This window comes from Pantoea sp. X-Soil-YNGN-785, from assembly GCF_059730585.1.
In genome coordinates this window covers 1362814-1389432 of sequence record NZ_AP035942.1, presented here as the reverse complement: position 1 = coordinate 1389432, position 26619 = coordinate 1362814, and the positions used below count along the sequence as shown (strand labels likewise).

The following is a 26619-nucleotide window of genomic DNA, read 5'->3' as shown; positions in this document are numbered from 1 at the left end:
CCCGGAGAAGCGTCAACCCATCTGCCATGAGTTTGCGAGGCGATCCCTTATGGGATCGCCATTTGATAAGATTTTTCTTTAATGAGGATTTGCGGGGAACGATTTAAAATCAATTACTAGAGCAGTAATTGCCCGGCCCGACTCAGGGCCTGACTGCCCGAACGGGCGGTGTCATCATAATTGTAAATATCTGTGCGGAACTGCGGTTTGCCATCATCAGCGACCCACGCCGTCAGGTAATAGAGATTGACCGGAATGCGGTGGCGAATCGGCACATAGCGGGTGTCACCCTCTTTCAGCGTGCTGGAAATTCGGGAGTCATTCCAGCCCGCATCCTGCAGCAATAACCCTGCCAGTTCAGACGCTTTGTTCACCCGCACACAGCCTGAACTGAGCGCACGGATATCACGCTGGAACAGGTTATGGTTTGGCGTGTCATGCAGGTAGATTGCATCTGAACTCGGCATATTAAATTTATACCGGCCCAGCGCATTCGCCACGCCCGGAGCCTGAATCATCCGATAGGGAAACGACGCCGCAGAGACCATGCGCCAGTCAATCATGCTGGGATCAATCACTTCAGCATCTGCACTCCAGCCCGACAGCAGTGTATACCCATGCTTGTAAAGATAGGTTGGATCCTGCTTCACCTTCGGAATAATGTCTTTACGCACCAGCGTTGTCGGCACATTCCACGGCGGGTTGAGCACGACGTTATTCAGCGCACTGCGCATGAGTGGCGTTTTACGATCGGGACGACCGACGATGACACGCGATGAGAGAATCTTGTTGCCGTTGTTGTAATAGATGAGCGAGTAGTTGGCGATGTTCACCATGATGCCATTGTGCATATCGTCCGGCAGCAGGCGAAGGCGCTGAATATTCAGCGCCAGCAGCGAAGCGCGCATCTGCGGAGAGACGTTAAGCCACTGCCGCGTTCTGGTACCGATAGCCCCATCCCCATCCAGCCCCTGCCACTGCTGGAAACGCTTCACTCCTGCAACCAGCGTCTCGTCATAGACATTGGCGGTATTCCCTTCCAGCGTCTGACTCTGCACATTGCCCGGTGATTGCAGCGGCGGCGCGGCCAGTTCGCCCACTGGCGCAGCGGAAGGACTCACCGCGACCGGCTGATCGCTGTGGCTCACCGGTACCGGCGCTACAGGCACGGCATCGTCATCTGGTGCGGGCGCGTTAACCTGTGCCGTTAACATGCCGCTGCGCTGCAGAATTTCACGCAGGGCAGGAACATCATCACTGACCTGGCCGGGACGCAGGGTTTCACTGCTTTTTAGTTGCGGCCAGGGCTGCTTATCGCTGAGCAACGCTTTCAGCGCGGCGTGCATAGGCTGATACTGTGGATGCTGCGGCTGTAATGAGGCAATAAACGTGTCAGCCGAACCCGCATTGACTGCGTTCTGCCACTGATTCACCACCGCGACTGACGGCTGGGTCAGCCTGTAGGGAACGTTGCTGTAGAGCCAGGTTTCACCCTGCGTCGGCACATTTGAAACAAACTGCAGATAGCCCAGCATCGCATCAGAGAGCGCGACATCACGGGCAAAGCCGGTAATAGCCGGATTCGTCAGACGCTCAATCCAGCGCGTGAACTGCGGCTGAACGCCTGAAAGTGCCACCTCAGCCAGCTGCTGCTGAAATTTCTGCACCGCCTGAGCATCCTGCCAGAGCGGCTGCATATGGCGGGAGGCATAGAGCGTTGCCAGCGGTCCCAGATAGAATGGCTGGTCGGCACTGGAAAAAGCCTGACGGATGCGGTGCTGACTTTCGGAAACCGTGATAGCCGTCTGCGTTGTCCCTGGCATCGCGGCGATGACAGCGGCCTGTGGTAGCGTAAATGGAACAGCGGTTAGCGCCAGCGCTAACAATGATAAAACGCGATGATGATTTAATTTTTTTACCAGCAACATCCCTGCCCCCTTAATTTTCAACTTCGCAATGTTCCCTGTATCCACTGCGACCGCGCCGTGACTCATAATGTGAGTATACAAACAAAAACGGCATTTGCCTCATGGGACAAATGCCGTTATCAGATTAACCAATGGTTCAGTTTTTGACTACGTTTCCGCCTGCGATTTTTCAGCAGTCAGATCGGGTAGCGCATCCGCTTCGCTTCCCGCACGCACTGGTGAAGGATCGGCAGCAAAACCACGCAGCCCGACCACATGCACATGCTCGGTGTTATTAAACACCTTACGTACCAGTTTGTAGGTCGTGCCTTTCTCCGGGCTGATGTTCTCCGGTGCCGCAATCACCAGCTGCATCTCCAATCGCTCACAGAGTTCAAACAGTGTGGCGATGGAGCGGGCATCCAGACGGGCCGCTTCATCAAGGAACAGCAGTCGGCATGGCGAAATATCTTTGCCGCGCAGACGACGGGACTCCTCTTCCCAGCTCTGCACCACCATTACCAGAATGGACATACCGGTACCGATCGCCTCACCCGTTGAGAGCGCACCGCTTTCTGCACGCAGCCAGCCATCGGAGCCCCGGTTAACTTCCACTTCCATCTCCAGATAGTTGCGGTAGTCGAGCAGCTCCTCACCGATGGTTTGCGGCGTCCGCTGACCCATGTCGATATGCGGGTTAAGACGCTGGTAGAGTTTCGCCAGCGCCTCCGAGAAGGTCAGGCGGTTGCTGTTGAACAGATCCTGATGCTGCTCATGCTCTTCTGACAGCGTATCCAGCAGCATAGCGTGGGTTTCACGCACGTTCACGTTGAGCCGCACGCTGCGTACCTGACCAAAGCTGACGGTCTGCAGCCCCTGGTTGAGCTGGCGGATGCGGTTCTGTTCACGCTGGATCGTTTTGCGGATAATATTCGCCGCACTGCGTGAACTGATCGCCAGCATCTGCTCACGCGCGGTCAGCTCTTCAGTCAGACGGTTCAGTTCGATTTCCATCTGCTCAATCGCTTCGACCGGATCGTCGGTACGAATAATATCCTGACGAATACGCTCGCGCAGATGCTGATAGACCGCAATAAAGAACTGAATCTTACGTTCAGGACGTTTTGGATCTTCCGACAGCCGCAGTACGTCGCGCAGATGTTCGTTGTCCGCCACCGCCAGACGCAGCGCACCCAGCGCTTTATCCGACATCGAGCGCAGCTCATCACCGCTCAGGTAAGCCAGTTCGCGACGATGCAGGCGACGCTCAACGCCATTCTCTTTCACCAGACGCAGGACGGTACACCAGCCCGCTTTCGCGCTGACCACCTGCTCACGCACCTGATGATACTGACGCTCCAGCTGACGCAGGCGCTTCTGCAGGTTATCCATCTCCGCTTCACAGAAGGTGAGCTGTTTCTCCAGCTGATTGCGGCGGGCGCGGTTGTGGCTCAGTGCAGTGTAGAGCTCATCGCGGCGAACGCGCGCGCGTTCTTCTGCGCTACTGTCAGCAGTGACGCCAATGTCCTGCATCTCCTGCTGCAGCTCTTTGAGCATGTCGCGCTTGGCGTCGTAAGCACTTTTCAGTGAAGCCAGCACCTGTGAGTATTGCGTCAGCTGCGCCTGATGTTCACGCAGGCGATCGCGGCTGCGACTGCGTTCACCTTCAGCCTGCTCAAGACGCTGACGCAGCTTATCGCTGAGGTCATTGTTGCCGTTGAGCATGCTGGCCGAGTCGTCGTAGCTGAAGTGAGCGCGACGCTGCACCACTTCTGTCAGCGCAAAGGCCTGCTGACGTGCGTTGCGCTGCTGCTGCTGCGCCTGCTGATAATCCGCCTGTAACTGCTCGTGCTGTTCCGGATCGCTCTGCAATACCGCGATGATCGGTTCCAGTTTCGCCAGCTTCGCGCCATGCTGATGCAGGAAGCGCGCCGCGTCCTGTGCCGCATCGACCTGCTCACGGATCTCTTCGCAGCGATCGCCCAACGTATCGTCCAGCAGCAGGTTGACGCGTGGCAGCAGTCGGTTTAACTGCGACACGCCCTCTTTCGCCAGCTCATACTGCTGACGCTGCTGCTGATTATTGCTCTCATGCTGATTCAGTGCCCGCTCAAGCTCACCCCGGCGCGCGCCCAGCTGACGGATCTGCGCTTCCGGGTCGGCATCAAAGGCCACTGCCAGATGTGTGCCGATAAAGCGACTGAATGACTGATGCAGACGCTGCGTTTTCTGCACGTCGAACGACAATGTGGCGTAACGCTCAGCCAGTTTGTCGCGCTCAAGGTGCAGCAGCTCCAGCTGATTTTCGCGCGCTGCGCGGCCAAACAGCGGGATTTTCGGGAAGCGGGAGTAGCGCCACTGACGCTCTGCCACTTTCACCACGACGGCATTCTGCAGCTCATCAACGCTGAAGACACTGTCATCGAATGACTGCGGGTCACCCTCGATCAGGTAGAGATCTTCCGGGCACTCCTCCAGACCATCCAGCATCTCACGCACGCGGGAGAGATCCGGCACCACGATTGCATGACGTGACGGACCATAGAGCGCCGAGAAGTACGGCGCATCATCGAGGGTCACATCATCATAAATCTCAGACAGTAATACGCCGCCAAAGCGTTCGGCCAGTTGAGTCAGGCGCGCATCTTCCGCCCCGCCCGGCTGACTGAGCCGCTCAATCTGTTGCTCGATATCACGTTTGCGTGCCGCCACTTCGTCGCGCTCGACGGTGGTTTCACGCTCGCGCTCCAGCAGTTGCTGCATAAATTCGGTAACGTCCTGGCTGCTGTTCAGCGCCTGACCGGTCTGTTCACTGAGCTGCGTCAGGATCTCCTGCGCCGCCAGCCAGTGTGGCGCACGGGCAGTCAGGCTGGTGATGCGTTCGCGCAGCTGTTCCAGCTCCTGACGCATCATCATGCGCTGCTCACCGGCGTCCGAGACGCTGCTGTTCAGCTGTTCGATCTGCGCTTCAAGCTCCTGCTGCAGGCCCGCCAGCGCATCGGCTTCGTACTGCTGCCCCTGACGCTTGCAGAACTCGGCCAGCAGACGCTCCGCCTCATGCTGCTCGCGCAGACGCTGTTCCAGCTCATTGAGACGCAGACGCAGCGACGAGAGCTGGTCGGCGTGATGACGCTGATTGCTGGCATCACGCAGCAGTTCGCGGCCGGTTTGCCACGCATCCTGACGGGTCACGTCACCAGCAATGCTGGTCACCAGCGCCAGCGCCTGTTCAAACTGACTGTGCGCGGCTTCGGCCACGCTCAGCTTCTGCTCCAGGCGCAGCAGGCGTTCTGTCGCCTCCTCCTCTTTCGCCTGGAAACTCTCCTGCCATTCTGCAGCGTTATCGATGGTCAGATCGGGCAGCTGGCAGAGCGCACGGGCGCGTTCCAGCGCCTGCAGGGCCTGCTGATACTGGATGGCGCGCGTTTGCTGCACGTCGAGTGCCTGCTGGAAATCGGCGAGCTGACTTTTCAGCTCATCCACTTCCAGTTCAGCCGCTTCGGCACGCGCTTCATTCTCTTCCTGAATTTCGCGCGCTTCGGCAACCACTTCGGTCTGCTCTTCCAGACGCAGCGTCAGATCTTCGATATCCGCATCGTAGCGCTCAATCTTCTCCTGCTGCCGCATCGCCGTCTGCACCAGATTCAGGTGATCGCTGGCAGCCTGATAATCGACTTCGAGATCGTTCTCTGCGCCACTGTGCTCTGACAGCTCGCGCGCCATCTCAACATGACGATACTGCTCGGTAGCAAGTTGCTTACGGCTGCTGAACAGCTCATTGCGCAGCTGTAATGCGCTGTCGAGATGTCCACGGCGCTCGTTGGCGTGACGCATGTAGTCAGCCGACACGTAGCTGGTCGCCTCTGAGATCAGGTGCTTAAAGAGATCGCGATCAGACTGGGTAACGCGGATCGCCTCCAGCGTCATGCGATTCTCGCGCAGCGCAGCTTCCATATCCTGGAACGCTTTACGCACGCCGCTGTTTTCAGGCAGCAGGTAATCACGCAGCGATCGGGTGATGGCACTGGAGATACCGCCATAGAGCGAGGCTTCAATCAGACGATAGAACTTGCTGCGATCGCTGGCAGAGCGCAGACGACGCGGCACCACGCCCAGATCAAACAGCATGGCGTGATAATCCGTCACCGAGTTGTAAGCGCGGAACTGCACGCCTTCCTGTGCCTCAACCCGCTCTTTTACCTCGTTCAGCGGTAAGACGCGTGCCTGACGGCTGTTAAGCACTTCCGTCAGCATATCGGTCGGGTTGGTATCGGTGGGCAGACCGTGGATACTGAACGGCTTGATATCGACCTTTTTATCGCGTCCGGCGACCTGCTGCAGACGTACACCGACTACCACACGCTGATGGCGTGAGTTCACCACATCCAGCATGGCGTAGCAGACACCTGCCCGCAGTTTACCGTGCAGACCTTTGTCACGGGATCCCGACGTGGCGCCCGCTTCGGTGGTGTTACGGAAGTGCAGCAGCGTTAAATCGGGGATCAGTGCGGTGACAAATGCCGCCATGGTGGTGGACTTACCCGCGCCGTTACCGCCTGACAGCGTGGTCACTAATTCATCAAGATCAAAGGTACGGGCAAAAAAGCCGTTCCAGTTGATCAGCGTAAGCGAACGAAACTTTCCGCGCTCAATCATGCCTGTTCTTCCTCTGCGTTCTCACTCGCGTCGCCTTCCTGCCCTTCACTTTCATCGGTGTCGATCGGTGCAGTCGCATTTTCCAGTAGCATGGCCTCGCCATCACGAATCAGGCGAAGCTGCGCTTCACGGGCATCATCACCGCCGCGCACGTCGGCACCAAAGCGGAACACCGATTCCGTGATACGGAATTTGCTGCTGTCGTTGCCGAAAAACCACACCATGCCAAGACGGCGCAGGCGGCTCAGAGAGGCGCGCACTTTCTCCTGCAGTTTGGTGCGATCCAGGTCTGAACCGGTTGAACGCTGGTTAACCAGCTTCAGCAGACGGTTCTCGTCGGCCAGCGAGAGCAGCTCGTCATAGAGCTCCTGCTGGGTGAAGATCCCCTCATTCGCCAGGCGTTCCGGGCTGAGATAGAGGTAGCAGAGAATCTTCCCGACCATCATGTCCAGCTCAGAGAGTACGGAACGCGGAATCAGCGTGGTCGAACGCGGACGCAGATAGAAAAAACCTTCCGGCGCACGAATTAACTCAACGTTATAGCGGGTGTAAAACTCTTCGAGAAATGACTGGTAGTCCATCAGAAAAGCGTGGTTATCCAGCTCTTCAATTCCGATATGGCGTCCGGCGCGTAACTGGCTGTCCAGCGCGGGAAAAATCGGGTTGGCCAGTGCCTGTGCCAGCTTAACCGGCATCACTTGTTCAATATTTGTCGATGACATGTGCCTGCACCTTGGCTCCGTAATCATTGATGGCTTGCCATTCCACAGGCAAACCGGCTAAATCAGCTTCCGCTACGCCAAGGCGTACCGCCTGGTCCACCACAATGCGCGCCAGGTCGAAATGGCGAGCGCGTGGATACTGGGCCAGGTAGTCACGCATCACTGACGCGAGGTTGAGCGGTTTTTGTTGCGATTTGTAGACCTGCAGCGCTTCTTCAATCATCGCTGCCAGCTGTTCGCGAATTTCGTTAATCTCTTCGTATTCCATCTCTGGCGGCAGTTCGCCCATCACTTCGTCATTCCGCAGCGTCAGCGCCTCATCGCGCATGTCATACAGGCGGTCGGCATTGGCATAGGTTAGCGCCCAGGGCGCGTCGAAGTAATTCTGTACCGATACCCGCAGACGCTGGGCAAAGACGCGGTTTTTATCCATGTCGATGGCGGTACGAATAAATTTATGGACGTGGCGGTCATAGCCTATCCACAGGTCAATCGCCTGCTGGCCCCAGCTGGTAATACGGTCGAGCTTGCTTTGCAGGTCAAAAACCAGCTTATCGACGAAGCCCAGGTCCGGGCTGTCCAGCGTGGCATCCTGAATACGCAGCAGGTTTTCCTGAAGTTTGTCGCCCGCCGCTTCCAGCGTATCCTGCAGTTCACGCAGCGTCCCGGAGGTTTCAGAGAGCAGCATTTCACAGCTGGAGATCGCCGCGCGCCAGTCTTTATTCAGCAGTTCAGCGATATCGTTTTTCACCGCCTGCTGCTGTTCATCCATAAGACGCTGGGTCATATCGATGCTGTCGAAGATCTCCGCCACCGAATATTTCAGCGGCGCGAAAACATTGCGATGCCAGTGAAACTCATCGCCGTTTTCCTGCGCGGCATCGGCTGCCCGCTTGAGCTCGCTGGCCACAATCGACAGCTGCATCGACAGACGCAGCGTTGAAAACTCACGCTGACGGATGTAGTAGTCGGTGATGCCGATCGCCAGCGGCGTCAGGCGATAGATAGCATTGCCTTCGGTGAGTTCACTGGTAAAGCGGTTGAGCAGGCGCTGACGCACCATGTCGTTGATGGCGTTGTTGGCACGAACCAACACGGTTTCATGGGTTTGTTCAAAAGCTTTACTGACATGACGGAAAGCGTCAATCAGATCGCCTTCGCTCATTTCGCCATCCATCCGCTCACCGTTGAGGGTGGCGATAGCCAGCAAAAAGGCCAGACGTTCCACTGGCAGCGCAAGGGAAAAGTCATTTTTGCGCGCCCAGGATACCAGTTCAGGTACCGTCTGGGAAAATTCACTCATAATTCGTCCTTCTGCCCCGGTTTACGCGCGGTCACATGGATGTAGCGCCCTAAGCTTAAAAAGGGTTCCTGACGGCAATAACGCCGCTCCATCTCAATAATTTCGTCGTCGCTTTTTGGCTCGCCCTTCGGCGGTTTCATGTAGTCACTGAATACCCGGATCCCGGCACGCTGCTCAATCACAAAGCCACACTCCTCCAGCCAGCGATAGACCTGTTCGGGGTCGCGCGGATAGTCAGGCGACAGGGTTCGCTTTTTGCGTTTAGTCAGGTTGGTGCGCAGATAGCCGAAGTTACCCAGCGTTAAGGTGCGCAATGTCAGGCCGTGCAGATTGTAAAACATCAGCGACATGACGCCCCCCGGACGCAGCAAATCGAACAGCGCTTTGAGCACCTTTTCCGGTTCAGCGACCCACTCAAGCACAGCGTGGAACAATACCAGATCCACCGGCTTATCCAAATGTTCGCCCACCTGCTGCGCGCTAATTTGTCTGAATTGCATGTTGTGGCTCACACCCTGTGCCGCTGCATTTTCGGCGGCCCGACGCAGCATCTCAGCAGAGAGGTCGCACAGCAGAACCTGATGGCCCTGGGCAGCAAGTCCGCTGGAGACCTGGCCGACACCGCCGCCGGCATCCAGTACTGACAGCGGATGGGGCAACAGCCCGGGTACTATCTTCTCCAGCTCATCCCGGAGGATGGCCTGGCGTATCTTCCCTTTGGTGGTGCCGTAAATATTTTGCGAAAATTTATCCGCGAGATCGTCAAAGTTACGATCCTGCATGGCATGCGCTCCGGTATGCTGCGGTGAGACTTGTGCTATTTTGTCACAGGCACCAGAAGAATGAACCTTTCATCCCCATCTTCCCTTCCGGGTGCTCTATTTTCGGACAACAGGACGCGTTTTCGATGTTATTTACCCTGAAAAAAGTGATTGGCGGGCTGCTTTTACCCTTGCCGTTTCTGCTTTTGCTGATGGCGCTGGGCATTTTACTGCTTTGGTTTACTGACTGGCAAAAAAGCGGCAAAACCGTGATCTCCGTCAGCTGGCTGTTACTGCTGCTGCTGAGCCTGCAACCGCTGGCCGATCGGCTGCTTTTGCCGCTGGATAACCGTTATCCGACCTGGAACGGCGCAGAGAAGGTGGACTACATTGTGGTGCTGGGCGGAGGCTATACCTTCAATCCGGCCTGGGCACCCAGCTCGAACCTGCTGAATAACAGTCTGCCACGCGTGGCAGAAGGTATTCGTCAATGGCAACGCAATCCACAGTCGACCCTGATTTTTACCGGCGCTGCCGGTGGCACCAATCCGAAGAGCAGCGCCTGGGTAGCCGCTCAGGTGGCAGAAAGTCTGGGCGTGCCGCGCGAACATATTCAGATTCTGGACCAGCCTCGTGATACTGCGGATGAAGCGCAGGCGGTCAAAACGGTAGTCGGCGATCGCCCGATGCTGCTGGTCACCTCAGCGAATCATATGCCGCGGGCGATACGCTTTTTCCACGCGGTCGGTCTGAAGCCGATTGCTGCGCCTGCTAATCAGCTGGCGATTACCTCGCCGCTGAATGGCTGGGAACGGGCGATACCGTCATCAATCTGGCTGAGTCACAGCGAACGGGCAGTGTATGAGACGCTGGGCACGTTACTGCAGCGGCTTAAAGGTGAGGAACCTGGCTCAGCCGAGCCAGGGGAGTAGTTGCGTGCAGGCATGGTCAAAACGCGGACGATTAAACGTGCCGGTCTGCACAAGATGCTCGATGCAGTCCCACAGCTGATAAACCCATCGGCGCCAGACAAAGCCCTCAGAGACGGGTGCCCGTTGCAGGTAGTCGTGCAGCAGCGCTGTCTCGGCGGGTGAGGTATCCAGATGGATCAGGTCATATTCACGGGGCGCCCAGAGAATCGTGCCCGGCTGTGTCATCGCGACTAACTGGTCGCTACGGCTGTTTTTCAGCATGCTCTGCAGCCGCACGTTGCCGTGAACCATCACACAGGGATCATCGAAGTCGCGAAAAAGATGTGCCAGACGCGACCGGCAGCGGAACAGAATCTGACGATCTTCCAGCGTGAAGGCAGGTGGGCGCAGATAGCTCAGGGTCGACCACAATACTTCAACCCGTTGTGCATACCAGGCCGGCCAGTGATTCTGCTGGGTGCTGTCTACCGTTCCGACCAGGCCGTGGCTGTCGAGCCGGTGCCAGGCCAGCAGCCCCTCGACTGCCTGCTCGCAAAACTGTTGCCAGCGCTGAGCATCCCGCGCAGGCGCCTCCGCCGTCACGCCATTCAGTCGCGCCATCAGAAGCATTTCATGCACCGGAGGCTGCTGGCTCAGCACCAGACCATAGACCGCTGGCACAGGGATGAATCCGGCCTGCCCCAGTAATGCCAGCTTTCTGGCTTCCAGCGCTGCCCGCCCCTGATGACGAAAATATTTTGCCACCATCGGCATGGGGTGCCCCTGCCGATCGTACAGGGCATAGAGTCGGGTGGGCGGATGTTCACTGATTAATTCGAGGCGGCTGATGGTTTCACCCAGCGCCAGCGTGAGTTCCGATTTAAGCTGTTCCATGCGGCATCCTCCTCAGATGAGTATCACAATATCCTGAAGGAAGTACTGGAGATAAGTTTAGCGGCGGATCAATAACGTTGCGCTGAAACGGGGAGACTGGCTCCCCGTGTATCAGGCCTGCATGGCAGCGCGGACGCGTTGCAAATCGTCTGGCGTATCTACACCCACGCTGGGAATGGTTTTTGCTACGGCGACATGAATTTTTTCGCCGTACCATAAGACACGCAGTTGCTCGAGCAGCTCAATCTGTTCAAGAGGACAAGGCGCCCAGGCAACATAGCGGCGAATAAAACCGGCACGGTAGGCATAGATGCCAATGTGTCGCAGAAGCGTATCGCCAATCTGTTCGCGTGAGGCAGCATAGCGTTCACGATCCCAGGGAATGGTGGCCCGTGAGAAATAGAGCGCATAGCCATTCGCATCCATGACCACCTTCACCGCGTTCGGATTGAAGGCTTCTTCCACATCGGTGATTGGCACCGCCAGCGTTGCCATCCCGGCCGCTGAGCCCGCCAGATTGGTCGCCACCTGGCGCACAATCTCTGCCGGGATCATCGGCTCATCACCCTGCACGTTGACGATGATTTCGTCATCAGCAAACTGATATTTTTCGATCACTTCCGCCAGCCGCTCCGTGCCGGACTGGTGATCGGCGCGCGTCATGCAGACTTCACCGCCTGCTGCTTCCACTGCGCTGGCTACGTCAGGATGATCGGTGGCAACAATGACCCGGCTGGCACCCGATTCACGGGCGCGTTCCATCACATGCACGACCATCGGTTTACCGTGAATATCGAGCAGCGGCTTGCCGGGTAAGCGGGTTGACGCATAGCGCGCAGGAATGATGGCAGTGAAACTCATGGATGAATCTCTTCCACTGACAGCGTGCGGGCTTCGGTTTCCAGCAGCACCGGAATACCGTCACGAACCGGGAAAGCCAGGCCATCAGGCTTGCAGATCAGCTCCTGCTGCGCATTGTTGAAGTAAAGTTTGCCATTGCACACCGGGCAGGCAACGATTTCGAGTAAACGATGATCCATATGTCCTCCATCAGGAACCGAATGCTTAAGGCATCAAGCATACCATAGCGCGGCGCAGGCGGGATGGGGTAAAACACCTTCCCGCAGCGGCTGCCGCAAAATTGATTAATTCAGCTGCCACCGGGCTGGCCAGTGGTCTTTGAGTGCATCAGGTACCTGCAGAATTGAGACGCTTTCTGCTCCCTGCCAGGCTGCGAAGCGTTCAATCGCACGCCGGATATCCACCACAAAGCGCGCCGTGACGCGGGTCGTTTCTTCCAGCCAGAGTTTTTTAATCTCCAGCTGTTTGGCCTGACGCAGCATGCGGGCATCGAGCCGCCCTTTTATCTGCCCACGATGAAGGATGGGCAAAACGAAATAGCCAAACCTGCGCTTCTCCTCGGGGGTGTAACACTCGATACGATAGTCAAAGCTGAACAGCTCCAGCGCACGTTTGCGATCCCAGACCACCGGATCAAACGGTGACAGCAGCGCGCTGTGCGTTGCCTGCAGCGGCGTCTCCAGCAACGGTAAGTAGTCACGATGCAGCCACATCTCACCCAGCCCCTCTGTATTGACGGCGACCAGATCGCCCGCAGCCTGGGCATCAGAGATAAAATCGTTCAGGGGTGCCCGTTTAAGGCGATAGTAGTCCGGCAGCCAGGCCGCGCGGAAAATCCCTAAGCTACGGGCGCTGTTCATCAGCATCTGTCGGGTGGCCTCTGCTTCGCTGATGCCATGCACCGCATCCTGCCAGTCGGGCATGACGCGACTGCGCAGATCGTAGACGCGCTGAAAGTTACGGCGTTCCGCGACCATCAGCTCACCGGCGCTGAAGAGATTTTCCAGATGGCGTTTGTGTGGTTTCCATGCCCACCATCCCGACTTCGGGTTTTCCGCATGGGTGAAATCGGCGGCGCGCACCGGACCGTTTTCCTGAATCAGCTGCAGTAATTCGGTAATCGCCTGCTGGTGGTCAGCAACCCACTGCGCGTTGTATTTCCAGCCAAGGCGTTCAGGCGACAGCATGCGATGACGAAGCAGTCTGTAATCGGCGCGGGGAATAAAGCAGGCTTCGTGCGCCCAGTACTCAAAAATGTCTCCCTGTGCCAGCGCCTGTTCCAGCCATGCCTGAGGGTAGTTTCCCAGGCGACTGAATAGCACCAGATAAGGACTGCGGGCCACCACATGAATGGTATCAATTTGCAGCAGCGACATGCGGGAGATGCAGTTAATCAGATCCTGATAAACTGCGCGTTTTGCCGGAGGGCGCAGCAGGCCCTGCGCGGCGAGATGAAGGTGACGTGCTTGCTGTAACGAAAGTGAATGCGGGGTGTTCATCCTCTTCCTTATCAGGCTTCACCTGAATGGGTGCGGGTATCAGAGCGGGCGACGGCAGCGTTGTTCAATGTCGTCCAGTAACGGCGTTACGGCTTTACCGGATAAATGGGCATCAACCGGCAGATACCACCAGTCAGGCTGCGCAAAGTGACGGCATTTCACTGCGTCCTTTTCGGTCATCAGTAGCTGCTGACCCGGCTGTAATAATCGTGTCAGCTCATCTTCACTGTAGGCATGATGGTCAGCAAAGGCGATCTCTGCGACTGGCGTTATGCCCTGCTGTTTCAGCGTGGTGAAAAAACGCGGAGGATGACCAATACCGGCCATGGCAACCACGGCACCCAGTTGCTCAGGTGCGCGGGTTTCCCCGGTCAGCAGATTGGTGGCGAGTCCGGGCTGAAGTTGCATTGCAATCTCGTCACCCAGGGCCTCACCGCCATTAATGATGACGGCATCGACCTGGTGGAGACGATCGGCACGTTCACGCATCGGACCGGCAGGCAACCACCAGCCATTGCCAAAGCGACGAACACCATCAACCACCACGATCTCGCGATCGCGCTGCAGCGCATAATGTTGCAGGCCGTCGTCAGTGATAATCACATCCAGCGGCCCCTGCTTCAGTAACGCCTCAATCGCCTGTCGCCGTTTGGGCGCAACCGCAACCGGCGCTCCGGTGCGCTGGGCGATCAGTACTGGTTCATCACCGGCCTGTTGTGTGGGGGTCTGCGCCGAGACCAGCAAGGGATAGTGGTCCGCCTTGCCGCCATATCCTCTGGAGACGACGCCAGCGCGCAGGCCACGCTGCTGCAGCGCCTCGACCAGCCAGATCACAACCGGCGTCTTTCCATTGCCACCGGCAGTCAGGTTACCCACCACTACCACAGGCAGTGGCGCACGCCAGCTTTTACGCCAGCCGCGCCTGTAACTGAAACGTATCAGGGCCGTGATCGCACCATACAGCAGGCTGAATGGCCATAACAGAATCCATAACGGGGAGCGACCACTCCAGATACGTTCAATCATTGGCCGAATTGCATCTTATACAGCTGTGCATAGGCGCCGCGTTCTGCTAACAGCACCTGATGCGTTCCGCGTTCAACAATCTGACCATCTTCGATCACCACGATTTCATCGGCCTTCTCAATGGTAGAGAGGCGGTGCGCAATCACCAGCGAGGTACGGTTCTTCTGCAACTCATCCAGTGCAGACTGGATGGCGCGTTCTGACTCGGTATCCAGCGCAGAAGTCGCTTCATCCAGGATCAGAATCGGACAATCACGCAGCAACGCACGGGCAATGGCGATACGCTGACGCTGACCGCCAGATAACAGCACGCCATTCTCGCCAATCACCGTATCCAGGCCTTTATCCATTTTATTGATAAAGTCCATTGCATGCGCCATGGTGGCCGCCTGCTCGATCTCTGCACGGCTATATTGCTCACTGCGGGCATAGGCGATGTTATTAGCAATGGTGTCGTTGAAAAGATGCACATTCTGCGACACCAGCGCCACCTGATTACGCAAAGCACGCAGGCTGTACTCACGCAGATCATGACCATCCAGCAGGATTTCACCCTGTTGAATGTCGTAAAAGCGGGTCAGCAGGCTCGCCATCGTAGACTTACCGGAACCTGAACGGCCCACCAGCGCAACCGTTTTTCCTGCCGGCAGCGACAGATTGATATTACGCAGTGCCGGAATTTCACGACCTGGATAGGTAAAGGTTACATCCCGGAATTCGATATCCCCTTTAGCACGGGTGATTTCGCGCGTGCCATTGTCCACTTCCTGCTCGCTATCCAGAATAGAGAACAGCGTCTGACAGGCCGCCATGCCACGCTGGAACTGGGCATTGACGTTGGTCAGAGACTTGAGCGGACGCATCAGGGCAATCATCGAGGAGAAGACGACGGTGATCGTACCGGCTGTCAGCGTATCCATTACGCTTGGGAAGCTGGCAGCATAAAGGACAAAAGCCAGTGCCAGCGACGCGATCAGCTGAATAATCGGATCAGAAATGGAAGAGGCTGAGACCAGTTTCATACCCTGCTGGCGCATACGGTTACTGACGCGGGAAAAACGCTCCGACTCAATTTCCTGACCGCCAAAGATCAGCACTTCTTTGTGCCCCTTTAGCATCTGTTCGGCGCTGGTTGTCACCTGCCCCATGGTGTTCTGCATACTTTTGCTGATCGAACGGAAGCGCTTGGATACGGTACGGATGGCAAATGAGACGACAGGCGCCAGGACAATCAGGATTAACGACAGCTGCCAGCTGTAGTAGAACATCATGATGAACAGGCCAATAATCGAGGCACCTTCACGCACAACAGTGACCAGTGCGCCCGAAGATGAAGAAGCAACCTGCTCCGAATCGTAGGTAATGCGCGACAGCAGGGTACCGGTTGACTGCTGGTCAAAAAATGAAACCGGCATGCCCATCATATGGCTGAACAGGCGACGACGGATATTCATCACGACATTGCCAGAGACCCAGGAGATGCAGTAGCTGGAGATATAACTGGTGACTCCGCGAACCAGCATCAGGCCAATAACGACTAATGGCATCCAAAGCATTACTGACCTGTCAGCTTTACCAAAGCCATCATCCAGTAACGGTTTCAACAGGGAGAGCATTAAGGCGTCGCCCGCAGCATTAATAATCAGGGCAACAGAGGCCACGATTAATCCCGCTTTGTTAGGCGCGATCATCGGCCAGAGTCGGCGAAACGTCTGCCACGTAGAGAGATCTTTATCTTGATGCATTATTTATTCACGCTGTTGGAAATAGCCGGCCATTCTACCTGGATTCGCGTTTGACGCCAAACCACTGATGATACCAACGGGGCATTAATTGTTCCCGCAGGGTGAAAACCTGCACTCTGCCCTGCTCTATCCTGATACTGATTTGTCCTGACTGGCCCGTGTCCAGCCACTGAAATCCAGCCGTTCGGTAATTTTCCAGCACATTTTTCGCGGGCATGCGCCATGCATTGTAGCGTGCCAGAGAGGCAATCGCGGTGTGTCCTTGTGTTTTGCGCAGCAGCAGGGAGGTCGACGAAGTACGGCTTCCGTGGTGCGGTACCTGCAGGATATCAGCCTTCAGCCCCTGCTTCTCCAGCGCCACCAGCTGACGTTCCGCTTTAGCTTCGATATCACCGGTTAACAGTAGCCGGACCTGACCGTCATCGACGATGATGACACAGGAGTCGTTGTTCCCACCGGCTAAAGGGTTCGTCAGCGGCCAGACAACCCGGAAATGGAGCTGTCGCCAGCGCCACTGCGTGCCGCGTACACAGGGTAAGTGCGTTTTATCCGCCAGTGCGCTTCTCACTTCAACCGCGGGCCAGCGTTGCGTAATCGCCTGCAGCCCACCAGTGTGATCCAGATGGTTATGACTGAGGATGACCTGTTTTAAACGTAACTGTCTGCGCTCCAGCCAGGGAATGATCACCCGGCTCCCCGCATTATCGTTCTGCCAGCGTGGTCCTGTGTCATACATCACCGCTTCGTTACCCTGAGTGAGCACTATGCTCAGGCCATGCCCAATATCCAGCATATCGATGCGCCAGCCCTGTTCAGGTTCTGGCTGGCGACTCAGTATCATCGTCAGCGCTAACGCGCAGCTGCTTAATGGCAGGGAGAAGAAGAACTGCGCACGCCAGAGAATCAGGCCACCCCATACCATGACCGTAAACCAGACTGTGCCATTCAGCGGCCACCAGCCCGGCGGCAGCAACGTCAGGCAATAAAACAGTGCGCGTAAAGAGAGATCGGCCGCTCCCCAGAAGAAGCCCGATACCTGCGCCACCGGGAGCAACATGGCAAGTGTTACAAGGGGCATAGTAATAAATGAGACGACCGGGATTGCGACAACATTGGCCACCAGCGCGGTCAGGCTGATCCCGTTGAATATCGCCACCTGCAATGGCACCATCAAAATCATCATGCCCGCCTGCAAGTGCAGCAGCTGTAACGGAATCCAGCGCCGTTGATGACGGAACCGCGCAGGCAGCGGGAACCAGTGGTACCAGACCAGCAGCATGCCGACAGCCAGAACCGAGAGCCAGAAGCTGTCAGAGAGCACCGTCAGCGGATCCGTTACCAGCAGCAACGCAATACAGAACGCCCAGATCTGCCAGCTGTTCAGCTGAACACCCGCAAACCGTGTTATTGCCCACAGCGTCAGGGCGAGCAGTGAACGGGCTGCGGGCGGCTGAGCCCCGGAGAGCCACGTATACACTGCAGCAAATAGCCAGCTCACGATGAGGGGAAAAAGATAGCCGATAAAGCGGGCTGGAAGGATAAATTGCACCCCACGCGCCATCATCCAGCCGGTGCTGGCGGCCAGGGCAATATGCATGCCCGATATCGCCATCAGGTGCGCCGTGCCGGTATCTCGCAGTAGCTGACGTGTCTGCTGGCTCATCTCATCTCTGATGCCAAATGTTAGTGCCTCCAGCGTGCCTCGAAAAGGCATTTCGCGGGTTCTGTCACGGTGCCATACAATAAATCGCCAGCGGCCATCACAGCGATCGCTGACAGCATGCTGTTTAAGGATCCGCCCCTGGAGCGGCGTATTATTCGCGAGTGCAAAACGCTGGGCATCGAAGTCGCCTTCATTCAGGCGGGCATGAACCGGTCGTAAGCGCAGCTGCATCGTCCAGCGTTGTCCAGGGCAGTAAATCGTTGGGTCAGCATCGAAATAGAGCCAGGCAAAGCGGGGCGGAAATATCATCCTGCTCTCCTCTTCCAGCAGACGAACCCGGATTTGTTTTCGCTCTTGTCGCAATTCATTAATCTGAAGAGTGAAGGTGGCGGGATGTGCGGAGAGCCGTTCAATATCCTGCACCATCACGCGGGCATCGTGACAGGCCCATGCCAGAAACAACAGAGTAATACCCGTCAGACGAGCGGGCTGATAAGGACAATGTTGCAGAGCCACGCCCACAAAGAGCAGGGCCACTATCGCCTCACCGGAAGGCAGTCGGGCCATCAGCAGTAGCGGTAACGTTGCAACGATCGCCAGTCGCGCCAGAACGGTCCATGTCAGCATAATCGTGTCCATTATTTCAGTACGATTATTCTGGGCAAATCAGGTGAAAGTGACAGGAGAGGATCAGTCAGGCGCGGGCGGTCTCGCAAAAAGAATAACGGATTGCAGTGTTGGGCACAGCATTCCGGATGTCAGTTCTGAATCTGAATAACAGGCAAAAAAAAAACGACATCCGGAGATGTCGTTTATCTGGTTCGGTATCGGCTTAGCCGTAGATATTTGCGCGATCGCGCAGCTCTTTGCCTGGCTTAAAGTGGGGAACGTATTTACCTTCCAGATCCACTTTGTCACCCGTTTTCGGGTTACGTCCAGTACGCGGAGCGCGATAGTGCAAAGAAAAGCTGCCGAATCCCCGGATTTCGATGCGTTCGCCCTGTGCCAGCGTAGTGGCCATGTGCTCAAGCATCTCTTTTACTGCATCCTCAACGACTTTCGCCGGTATATGAGTATGCTGTCCCGCCAGTCTTTCGATCAGTTCTGACTTGGTCATGTAACCTCCGGTTTATCCCTGTGGGAATGTATGACAGCTTTTACCGAAACCGGGTGGTTGCCCACCCGGTGCTTCAGGTCGATTACTCGCCTTTAGCCGCTTTGAACGCTTCAGCCATAGCGCTAGAGAAATTGCTTTCTTCCTGTTTGGTGTTAACAGTATTGATAGCTTCTTTCTCATCAGCCTGGTCTTTCGCACGGACAGACAGGCTTACGACACGGTTTTTACGATCAACGCCGGTGAACTTAGCTTCAACGTCGTCGCCAACGTTCAGAACCAGAGTTGCATCTTCAATGCGGTCCAGTGAAGCTTCAGAAGCGCGCAGGTAACCCTCAACGCCGTCTGCTAATTCAACTGTAGCACCTTTAGCATCAACTGCAGTCACTTTACCGGTGACGATGGCACCTTTCTTGTTCAGAGTGATGTAGTTGTTGAACGGATCTTCTGCCAGCTGTTTAACGCCCAGAGAGATACGCTCGCGCTCTGCATCAACCTGCAGTACAACGGCAGCGATTTCGTCGCCTTTTTTGTACTCACGAACGGCTTCTTCGCCAGTCGCGTTCCAGGAGATGTCAGACAGGTGAACCAGACCGTCGATGCCGCCGTCCAGGCCGATGAAGATACCGAAGTCAGTGATTGACTTGATTTTACCTTCAACACGATCGCCTTTGTTGTGCGTCTCAGCGAACAGCTGCCATGGGTTAGATTTACACTGCTTCAGACCCAGGGAGATACGACGACGCTCTTCGTCAATGTCCAGAACCATAACTTCAACAACATCGCCTACGTTAACAACTTTAGACGGATGGATGTTTTTGTTGGTCCAGTCCATTTCAGACACGTGTACCAGACCTTCAACGCCTTCTTCGATTTCCACGAAGCAGCCGTAATCAGTCAGGTTGGTAACACGACCGGTCAGGCGGGTGCCTTCCGGATAGCGTTTAGCGATAGCAACCCATGGATCTTCGCCCAGCTGCTTCAGACCCAGAGAAACACGGGTACGCTCGCGGTCGAACTTCAGCACCTTAACGGTGATTTCGTCGCCAACGTTAACGATTTCGCTTGGATGCTTAACGCGTTTCCATGCCATATCAGTGATGTGCAGCAGGCCATCAACGCCGCCCAGATCAACGAATGCACCGTAGTCAGTGAGGTTCTTAACGATACCTTTAACTTCCATGCCTTCCTGCAGGTTTTCCAGCAGCTGATCGCGCTCTGCGCTGTTTTCGGATTCGATAACCGCACGACGTGAAACCACGACGTTGTTGCGTTTCTGATCCAGCTTGATGACTTTGAACTCAAGCTCTTTGCCTTCCAGATGCAGCGTATCGCGCACCGGACGCACATCTACCAGTGAACCTGGCAGGAACGCACGGATACCGTTGAGCTCAACTGTGAAGCCGCCTTTAACTTTGCCGTTGATAACACCGGTAACAGTTTCAGCGTCTTCGTAAGCTTTCTCCAGCGTGATCCATGCTTCATGGCGCTTAGCTTTCTCACGGGACAGCAGGGTTTCACCGAAGCCGTCTTCCACTGCATCCAGAGCAACATCAACTTCGTCGCCAACCTGGATTTCCAGTTCGCCGGCTGCGTTCTTGAACTGCTCTGCAGGAATTGCAGATTCAGATTTCAGACCCGCATCAACCAGAACGACATCTTTGTCGATAGAAACGACGATGCCACGAACGATAGAACCCGGGCGGGTTTCGATTGTTTTTAAGGATTCTTCAAATAGTTGAGCAAAAGATTCAGTCATATTGATAATCTTCAGGATTCTTCAATTTAACGTCCATCTGACTTCATGTCGGATGGGGTTGTTTCACATGCCCGGCACCGGATCCGTGGTACAGGGTGATAAATTCAGTTAAGCCGGGATGCCCAGCTTCTCGCGGGCATAGTGTAGCGCTTTTTCAATGACCTGGTCGATAGACATCTCTGTAGAGTCCAGAACCAGTGCATCGGCAGCAGCCACTAGAGGCGCAATTGCGCGGTTACGATCGCGGTCGTCGCGTTCTTTTATCTCGGCTAAAAGGCGGTCAAAGTTAACATTAAAGCCATTTCCCTGCAACTGTAGCATACGTCGCTGAGCACGCTCTTCCGGGCTGGCATCAAGGAAAATCTTTACTGGCGCATCCGGGAAAACCACGGTGCCCATATCACGGCCATCAGCAATCAGGCCCGGCATCTCGCGGAAACCGCGCTGGCGGCGCAATAACGCTTCGCGCACCCGTGGAAACGCAGCGACACGTGATGCGGTATTGCTGACCTCCTGAGTGCGGATTTCACCGGTCACATCTTCACCTTCAAGTATGACCTGCATTTCACCGTTTTGTGACAAAAAGCGCACATCAAGATGCGCAGCAATCGGCACCAGCGCCTCTTCAGATTCAATGTCCACCTGATGATGCAATGCGGCTAACGCCAGCACGCGGTAAATAGCACCGGAATCCAGCAGATGCCACTGCAGCGATTCTGCCATCGCTTTGCACAGGGTTCCCTTTCCCGCTCCACTTGGCCCATCAATAGTTATGACCGGGGCAGTTACTGTCATTATTCCCTCCTGTTGCTGCGTGCATTATGACCTTCAGGCCACCCTTAATGCTTAGCATTATACGCTGCATAGCAAGGCTTGGTTACCCTTTCGCACTGACGGGGTTCGAAATGTTAGTCAATTCAGAGGATATCGGTGCGGTTGCAGCCAGATTAAATCAGGGAGAGATCCGGTGCGGAACCGCACCGGAAAGGCAATATCAGGCGTGCTGGCTGATTTTAGCCAGTTGAACAAAATAGTCCGGGAAGGTTTTCGCTGTACAGCCAGGATCAAGAATGGTTACCGGCGTATCGGAAAGTGCAACCAGAGAAAAACACATCGCCATGCGGTGGTCATTGTAGGTGCCAATATCAGCATGAATCAGCGATGCTGGCGGTGTAATACGGATGAAATCATGACCTTCTTCGACTTCCGCCCCAACTTTACGTAATTCCGTGGCCATTGCGCTCAGTCGATCGGTCTCTTTTACCCGCCAGTTATAAATATTACGTAACTGGGTAGTGCCCTCTGCAAACAGCGCGGTGGTCGCAATGGTCATTGCAGCATCAGGGATATGATTCATATCCATATCGATAGCCTGCAGTTTTCCGGCCGTGCAGGCAATATAATCGTCGCCCCACTCAATCACAGCGCCCATCCTTTCCAGCACGTCAGCGAAACGGATGTCGCCCTGCACACTCTGGCGTCCGATACCGGTGACGCGAACCGTCCCGCCTTTTATGGCAGCAGCAGCCAGGAAATAGGAGGCGGAAGAGGCATCGCCCTCAACCAGGTAATCGCCCGGTGACTGATACTGTTGCTGGCCCTTGATCAGGAAGCGCTGATAGTTCTGATTCTCAACGTCGACGCCAAAGCACTGCATCAGATTCAGAGTGATATCGATATAAGGTTTGGAAACCAAATCACCTTTGATGGTAATGCAGGTGTCCTGCTGTGCCAGCGGCGCGGTCATCAGCAGTGCAGTCAGGAACTGACTGGATACGCTGCCATCCACGCTGACGTCACCCCCAATGAAACCTCCGCGTAAACGCAGCGGCGGATAGTTTTCATTTTCCAGGTAATCAATGATTGCGTCACCCTGACGAAGCGCGTCAACCAGATGGCCGATGGGACGCTCTTTCATGCGGGGTTCGCCAGTCAGTTCGATATCGTGCTCACCCAGACAAAGTGCTGCGGCCAGAGGACGCATTGCGGTTCCGGCATTGCCCAGAAACAGCGACAGCGGTTGAGAGGAGCGCAGCGGCCCGGCATTTCCCGTCACTTCACACACGGTGCGATCGCCGGAAAGCGTATAGTTTACGCCCAGCGCAGTCAGCGCATTCAGCATGTGCTTTACATCATCGCTGTCGAGCAGGTTAGTCAGACGGGTGGTGCCTTTAGCCAGCGCAGCCAGCAGCAATGCGCGATTGGAAACGCTCTTTGAACCAGGCAGATTTACGGTGCCATCAACGCGTGCGATCGGTTGGAGAGTCAGGGAGTCCTGCATGTGAAACGAAATCCTCAAAAAATACAGAGACCTCCCCATATGGCGAGGTCTGGCATCAGCATCAACGCTGATATCTTAGTAATCAACCGTGACGGCGTTCAAAGTCGACCATGAAATCGGTCAGCGCCTTCACACCTTCCAGCGGCATGGCATTATAGATAGAGGCGCGCATACCGCCTACTACACGATGGCCTTTGAGCGCATGTAATCCTGCCTTAAATGACTCTTCCAGGAACAGTGCATCGAGCGACGCATCCGCCAGCTGGAAAGGAATATTCATGCGTGAGCGGTTTTCTTTAGCCACATCGTTACGGTAGAAGCCACTGTGATCGATAACGCCATAAAGCAGGTCAGATTTTGCCTGATTGATACGATCAATTTCGGCTACACCACCCTTCTCTTTCAGCCATTTAAACACCAGGCCTGAGAGATACCACGCAAATGTTGGCGGGGTATTAAACATCGAATCATTATCGGCCAGCACTTTGTAATCGAGAATTGAAGGTACCGAGGCGTGCGCCTGGCCCAGCAGATCTTCGCGAACGACAACCAGCGTTAATCCGGCCGGACCGACATTTTTTTGCGCGCCTGCATAAATCACGCCATAGCGGCTCACATCGATCGGACGTGACAGAATGGTAGATGAGAAGTCAGCGACAACCGTTTTACTGCCGAAATCGGGCTGTTCATCAATGGCGATGCCATCAATAGTTTCATTCGGGCAGAAATGCAGATAAGCAGACGATTCGCTCACCTGCCATTCGCTCATCGGCAGAATGGCACGTTTACCATCGCGGGTGGTTTTCACATCCAGCGTGCGTGGGGAGCAATACTTTTCTGCTTCTTTAATTGCACTGTGCGCCCAGTAGCCGCCATCGACATAGTCGGCGCTGGTCGCTTGCCCGAGCAGATTACCCGGTACAGCAGCGAACTGCGCACGCGCGCCGCCATGACAGAATAAAACTTTGTAATTAGCCGGTATTTTTAGCAGATCACGGAAGTCCTGCTCTGCTTCCTCAGCCACCTGAATAAACTCTTTACTGCGGTGACTGATCTCCATTACAGAGGTACCCAGACCGCGCCAGTTCGTCAGTTCCTGTTCTGCACGACGAAGGACTTCAACCGGTAGCATCGCCGGGCCAGAGCTAAAATTATAAACTTGCGTCATTTCCCCTCACCACTGTCATATCGAACGGTTATGAATAACCATCCGGTTTTATCACTGCATTCTGATAGCTGCAATCATAAATCAGGGTGCGGTCACATTTTCTGAATCCGGCTCGCCGGAGGTTATGTTACCAATGCAAATCTGAACGGAATTTTGTGAGGCTCTATCCAGCCCCACCAATCCGCATTTGGCCTGAGTGCCGCGGCAATGAAAACTATGCCGGTAAACTAAGCCGGTAAAAATGTCCCGCCCTGATAGCGGTCAGTTAGCAAAATCCGTATCATGGCGCGCTTTACGCACCCTATGACAACAGAGAGAGCGGCACTATGACGCAAACATTTATCCCGGGCAAAGATGCCGCACTGGAAGACTCCATCGCGCGTTTCCAGAACAAGCTGCAGGATCTTGGCTTTAATATTGAAGAAGCCTCCTGGCTTAATCCTGTTCCCCATGTCTGGTCTGTGCATATCCGCGACCGCGATTGCCCGCTCTGCTTTACCAATGGTAAAGGCGCCAGTAAAAAAGCGGCACTGGCCTCTGCACTGGGCGAGTATTTTGAGCGTCTCTCTACTAACTATTTTTTTGCTGACTTCTGGCTGGGGAAAAAGATCGCTAACGGTGATTTTGTTCACTATCCCAATGAAAAATGGTTTGCGTTACCAGAGGATGATTCCTTACCTGAAGGCATTCTGGATGCGCGCCTTCATGCGTTTTACGATGCCGACAATGCTCTGACGGCTTCCGGCCTGATTGATTTGCAGTCCGGCAATGCTGAGCGTGGTATCTGCGCTCTGCCCTTTACCCGCCAGTCCGATCAGCAAACTGTCTATATCCCGATGAACATCATCGGCAACCTCTATGTCTCAAATGGCATGTCGGCGGGCAACACCGCGAATGAAGCGCGTGTTCAGGGGTTGTCAGAAGTGTTTGAGCGCTACATTAAAAATCGCATTATTGCTGAAGCAATCAGCCTGCCAGCGATTCCTGATACGGTGATGCAGCGTTATCCTGACGTCATTGAGGCGATTGCGCGCCTTGAAGCGGAAGGCTTCCCGATTTTCGCCTATGACGCTTCGCTGGGCGGCAAATATCCGGTTATCTGTGTGGTGCTGTTTAACCCGACCAATGGCACCTGTTTTGCTTCCTTTGGTGCGCACCCTGATTTCGGTGTGGCGCTGGAGCGTACCGTTACTGAGTTGCTGCAGGGTCGCAGCCTCAAAGATCTGGATGTGTTTACACCACCAACCTTTGATGACGAAGAAGTGGCTGAACATGCCAACCTTGAAACACACTTCATCGATTCAAGCGGTCTGATCTCCTGGGATCTGTTTAAAGAGACGGCAGATTATCCCTTTGTCGACTGGTCTTTCGCAGGCAGCACCGAGCAGGAATTTGCTACGCTGATGGCGATCTTCGCTTCAGAAGATCAGGAGGTCTATATCGCTGACTACGAGCACCTGGGCGTCTATGCCTGCCGCATCATCGTACCTGGCATGTCTGATATCTACCCGGCGGAAGATCTGTTCCTGGCAAATAACAGCATGGGTGCTGGCATGCGTGAAACCCTGCTTGCCCTGCCTGACAGCAACTGGAATCCGGAAGAGTATCTGGATCTGATTGGACAGCTGGATGATGAAGGTTTTGACGACTTCACCCGCGTTCGCGAGCTGCTGGGCCTGGCAACCGGTAAAGACAACGGCTGGTACACGCTGCGTATTGGCGAATTAAAAGCGATGCTGGCGCTGGCGGGCGGCGATCTGGATCAGGCATTGATCTGGACCGAGTGGACAATGGAGTTTAACAGCTCAATCTTTACGCCAGAGCGGGCTAATTACTATCGCTGCCTGCAGACCCTGCTATTACTGGCAATGGAAGATGAGCGCGATCCGCTGCAGTATCATCACGCCTTCCTGCGTATGTATGGTGAGAACGCAATGGAAGCGGCTTCCGCTGCTATTAGTGGTGAGAATCCGTTTAACGGGCTTCAGGCTGTGGATGAAGAGTTGCAGGCATTCCCGGCCCATCAATCCCTGCTTGCTGCCTACGAAAAACTGCAGGCCGCTAAACGTCATTACTGGAAAAAAGCGTAAGGCATAACGCCTGTAGCTGGAAACAGATAGCTCAACATGGCACTGGATTTATCTGGTGCCATAATTTCCCTCTATCTCAATGAAACATTAGCTGTAATAAAAATACCTTCCGCCACATTGCATCATTTCACTTAACATATAAGATATTAATTCGTAACATAGACTGAATTAAAAGTGCGAGCAACCGCATCACATTAAAATATATTTGTATTTTTAAAATTAATTTAAACTTACAATTTCAATAATTTACGCGATTATT

At 55.1% G+C, this 26619-nt stretch carries 19 protein-coding genes; 2 read left to right on the top strand and 17 right to left on the bottom strand.

Annotated elements, in window-relative coordinates; genetic code table 11:
• Window positions 1–116: 116 nt before the first annotated feature.
• The 5 genes from ldtD to cmoM all read right to left on the bottom strand — a co-directional run bounded on the left by ldtD (window position 117) and on the right by cmoM (window position 9370).
• Entirely contained in the window at window positions 117–1928 is a 1812-nt protein-coding gene (gene ldtD / locus AC6I8E_RS06370) for a L,D-transpeptidase (protein WP_497824553.1), read from the bottom strand.
• Window positions 1929–2075: 147 nt separating this feature from the next.
• Window positions 2076–6563, bottom strand: a complete 4488-nt coding sequence (mukB, locus tag AC6I8E_RS06365) for a chromosome partition protein MukB (RefSeq protein WP_312216824.1) — start codon at window positions 6561–6563, stop codon at window positions 2076–2078.
• A complete protein-coding gene (gene mukE / locus AC6I8E_RS06360; RefSeq protein WP_013357326.1) occupies window positions 6560–7285 on the bottom strand; it encodes a chromosome partition protein MukE in 726 nt (241 codons plus the stop codon). Before mukE ends, mukB begins: the two co-directional genes overlap by 4 nt.
• Entirely contained in the window at window positions 7266–8588 is a 1323-nt protein-coding gene (gene mukF / locus AC6I8E_RS06355; RefSeq protein ID WP_013357325.1) for a chromosome partition protein MukF, read from the bottom strand. The genes mukE and mukF overlap by 20 nt, the downstream gene beginning before the upstream one ends.
• Window positions 8585–9370 (bottom strand): tRNA uridine 5-oxyacetic acid(34) methyltransferase CmoM, encoded by a 786-nt coding sequence (cmoM, locus tag AC6I8E_RS06350; RefSeq protein ID WP_497824552.1) that lies wholly within the window; start codon window positions 9368–9370, stop codon window positions 8585–8587. The genes mukF and cmoM overlap by 4 nt, the downstream gene beginning before the upstream one ends.
• Window positions 9371–9495: 125 nt before the next feature.
• Here cmoM and elyC point away from each other — a divergent pair, with 125 nt between their 5' ends.
• Window positions 9496–10281, top strand: coding sequence for an envelope biogenesis factor ElyC (gene elyC, locus AC6I8E_RS06345; protein WP_095707440.1), 786 nt, complete (start codon window positions 9496–9498; stop codon window positions 10279–10281).
• Here elyC and AC6I8E_RS06340 read toward each other — a convergent pair.
• The 12 genes from AC6I8E_RS06340 to serC all read right to left on the bottom strand — a co-directional run bounded on the left by AC6I8E_RS06340 (window position 10261) and on the right by serC (window position 24270).
• Window positions 10261–11154: a phosphotransferase gene (locus tag AC6I8E_RS06340; protein ID WP_013357322.1), complete on the bottom strand. Its 894-nt coding sequence runs from the start codon at window positions 11152–11154 to the stop codon at window positions 10261–10263. The two genes, elyC and AC6I8E_RS06340, sit on opposite strands and share 21 nt — an antisense overlap.
• Before the next feature lie 111 nt (window positions 11155–11265).
• Window positions 11266–12015: a 3-deoxy-manno-octulosonate cytidylyltransferase gene (kdsB, locus tag AC6I8E_RS06335; protein ID WP_312216817.1), complete on the bottom strand. Its 750-nt coding sequence runs from the start codon at window positions 12013–12015 to the stop codon at window positions 11266–11268.
• Entirely contained in the window at window positions 12012–12194 is a 183-nt protein-coding gene (locus AC6I8E_RS06330) for a Trm112 family protein (RefSeq protein ID WP_003849374.1), read from the bottom strand. Before AC6I8E_RS06330 ends, kdsB begins: the two co-directional genes overlap by 4 nt.
• Window positions 12195–12299: 105 nt before the next feature.
• On the bottom strand, window positions 12300–13514 hold the full coding sequence (locus AC6I8E_RS06325) for a winged helix-turn-helix domain-containing protein (protein ID WP_312216815.1): 1215 nt from the start codon (window positions 13512–13514) through the stop codon (window positions 12300–12302).
• A gap of 39 nt (window positions 13515–13553) precedes the next feature.
• The gene (gene lpxK / locus AC6I8E_RS06320) at window positions 13554–14540 is read right to left on the bottom strand and encodes a tetraacyldisaccharide 4'-kinase (RefSeq protein WP_312216813.1); all 987 of its coding nucleotides are present in this window, start codon (window positions 14538–14540) and stop codon (window positions 13554–13556) included.
• Window positions 14537–16285 (bottom strand): lipid A ABC transporter ATP-binding protein/permease MsbA, encoded by a 1749-nt coding sequence (gene msbA, locus AC6I8E_RS06315; protein WP_095707444.1) that lies wholly within the window; start codon window positions 16283–16285, stop codon window positions 14537–14539. Before msbA ends, lpxK begins: the two co-directional genes overlap by 4 nt.
• A 34-nt stretch (window positions 16286–16319) precedes the next feature.
• Entirely contained in the window at window positions 16320–18575 is a 2256-nt protein-coding gene (locus AC6I8E_RS06310; protein WP_497824551.1) for a DNA internalization-related competence protein ComEC/Rec2, read from the bottom strand.
• A gap of 205 nt (window positions 18576–18780) precedes the next feature.
• Window positions 18781–19065 carry an integration host factor subunit beta gene (gene ihfB, locus AC6I8E_RS06305; protein WP_003849360.1) on the bottom strand — a complete coding sequence of 95 codons (285 nt, stop codon included), beginning with the start codon at window positions 19063–19065 and terminating at the stop codon, window positions 18781–18783.
• Between the two features lie 82 nt (window positions 19066–19147).
• Entirely contained in the window at window positions 19148–20821 is a 1674-nt protein-coding gene (gene rpsA, locus AC6I8E_RS06300; RefSeq protein WP_013357316.1) for a 30S ribosomal protein S1, read from the bottom strand.
• Between the two features lie 108 nt (window positions 20822–20929).
• Window positions 20930–21616, bottom strand: a complete 687-nt coding sequence (cmk, locus tag AC6I8E_RS06295; RefSeq protein ID WP_013357315.1) for a (d)CMP kinase — start codon at window positions 21614–21616, stop codon at window positions 20930–20932.
• 199 nt (window positions 21617–21815) lie between these two features.
• A complete protein-coding gene (gene aroA, locus AC6I8E_RS06290) occupies window positions 21816–23102 on the bottom strand; it encodes a 3-phosphoshikimate 1-carboxyvinyltransferase (RefSeq protein WP_497824550.1) in 1287 nt (428 codons plus the stop codon).
• An 82-nt stretch (window positions 23103–23184) separates the two neighbouring features.
• Window positions 23185–24270, bottom strand: a complete 1086-nt coding sequence (gene serC, locus AC6I8E_RS06285; RefSeq protein WP_013357313.1) for a 3-phosphoserine/phosphohydroxythreonine transaminase — start codon at window positions 24268–24270, stop codon at window positions 23185–23187.
• A 326-nt stretch (window positions 24271–24596) separates the two neighbouring features.
• On the opposite strand from serC, the gene ycaO reads away from it, so the two are divergent.
• Complete coding sequence (gene ycaO / locus AC6I8E_RS06280) at window positions 24597–26360, top strand: 30S ribosomal protein S12 methylthiotransferase accessory factor YcaO (RefSeq protein WP_370421625.1); 1764 nt, start codon at window positions 24597–24599, stop codon at window positions 26358–26360.
• Window positions 26361–26619: the final 259 nt, after the last annotated feature.

Coding starts and splice junctions, on each gene's coding strand:
- ldtD (WP_497824553.1), bottom strand. CDS start 1,928: ATGTTGCTGGTAAAAAAATTAAATCATCATCGCGTTTTATCATTGTTA.
- mukB (WP_312216824.1), bottom strand. CDS start 6,563: ATGATTGAGCGCGGAAAGTTTCGTTCGCTTACGCTGATCAACTGGAAC.
- mukE (WP_013357326.1), bottom strand. CDS start 7,285: ATGTCATCGACAAATATTGAACAAGTGATGCCGGTTAAGCTGGCACAG.
- mukF (WP_013357325.1), bottom strand. CDS start 8,588: ATGAGTGAATTTTCCCAGACGGTACCTGAACTGGTATCCTGGGCGCGC.
- cmoM (WP_497824552.1), bottom strand. CDS start 9,370: ATGCAGGATCGTAACTTTGACGATCTCGCGGATAAATTTTCGCAAAAT.
- elyC (WP_095707440.1), top strand. CDS start 9,496: ATGTTATTTACCCTGAAAAAAGTGATTGGCGGGCTGCTTTTACCCTTG.
- AC6I8E_RS06340 (WP_013357322.1), bottom strand. CDS start 11,154: ATGGAACAGCTTAAATCGGAACTCACGCTGGCGCTGGGTGAAACCATC.
- kdsB (WP_312216817.1), bottom strand. CDS start 12,015: ATGAGTTTCACTGCCATCATTCCTGCGCGCTATGCGTCAACCCGCTTA.
- AC6I8E_RS06330 (WP_003849374.1), bottom strand. CDS start 12,194: ATGGATCATCGTTTACTCGAAATCGTTGCCTGCCCGGTGTGCAATGGC.
- AC6I8E_RS06325 (WP_312216815.1), bottom strand. CDS start 13,514: ATGAACACCCCGCATTCACTTTCGTTACAGCAAGCACGTCACCTTCAT.
- lpxK (WP_312216813.1), bottom strand. CDS start 14,540: ATGATTGAACGTATCTGGAGTGGTCGCTCCCCGTTATGGATTCTGTTA.
- msbA (WP_095707444.1), bottom strand. CDS start 16,285: ATGCATCAAGATAAAGATCTCTCTACGTGGCAGACGTTTCGCCGACTC.
- AC6I8E_RS06310 (WP_497824551.1), bottom strand. CDS start 18,575: ATGCTGACATGGACCGTTCTGGCGCGACTGGCGATCGTTGCAACGTTA.
- ihfB (WP_003849360.1), bottom strand. CDS start 19,065: ATGACCAAGTCAGAACTGATCGAAAGACTGGCGGGACAGCATACTCAT.
- rpsA (WP_013357316.1), bottom strand. CDS start 20,821: ATGACTGAATCTTTTGCTCAACTATTTGAAGAATCCTTAAAAACAATC.
- cmk (WP_013357315.1), bottom strand. CDS start 21,616: ATGACAGTAACTGCCCCGGTCATAACTATTGATGGGCCAAGTGGAGCG.
- aroA (WP_497824550.1), bottom strand. CDS start 23,102: ATGCAGGACTCCCTGACTCTCCAACCGATCGCACGCGTTGATGGCACC.
- serC (WP_013357313.1), bottom strand. CDS start 24,270: ATGACGCAAGTTTATAATTTTAGCTCTGGCCCGGCGATGCTACCGGTT.
- ycaO (WP_370421625.1), top strand. CDS start 24,597: ATGACGCAAACATTTATCCCGGGCAAAGATGCCGCACTGGAAGACTCC.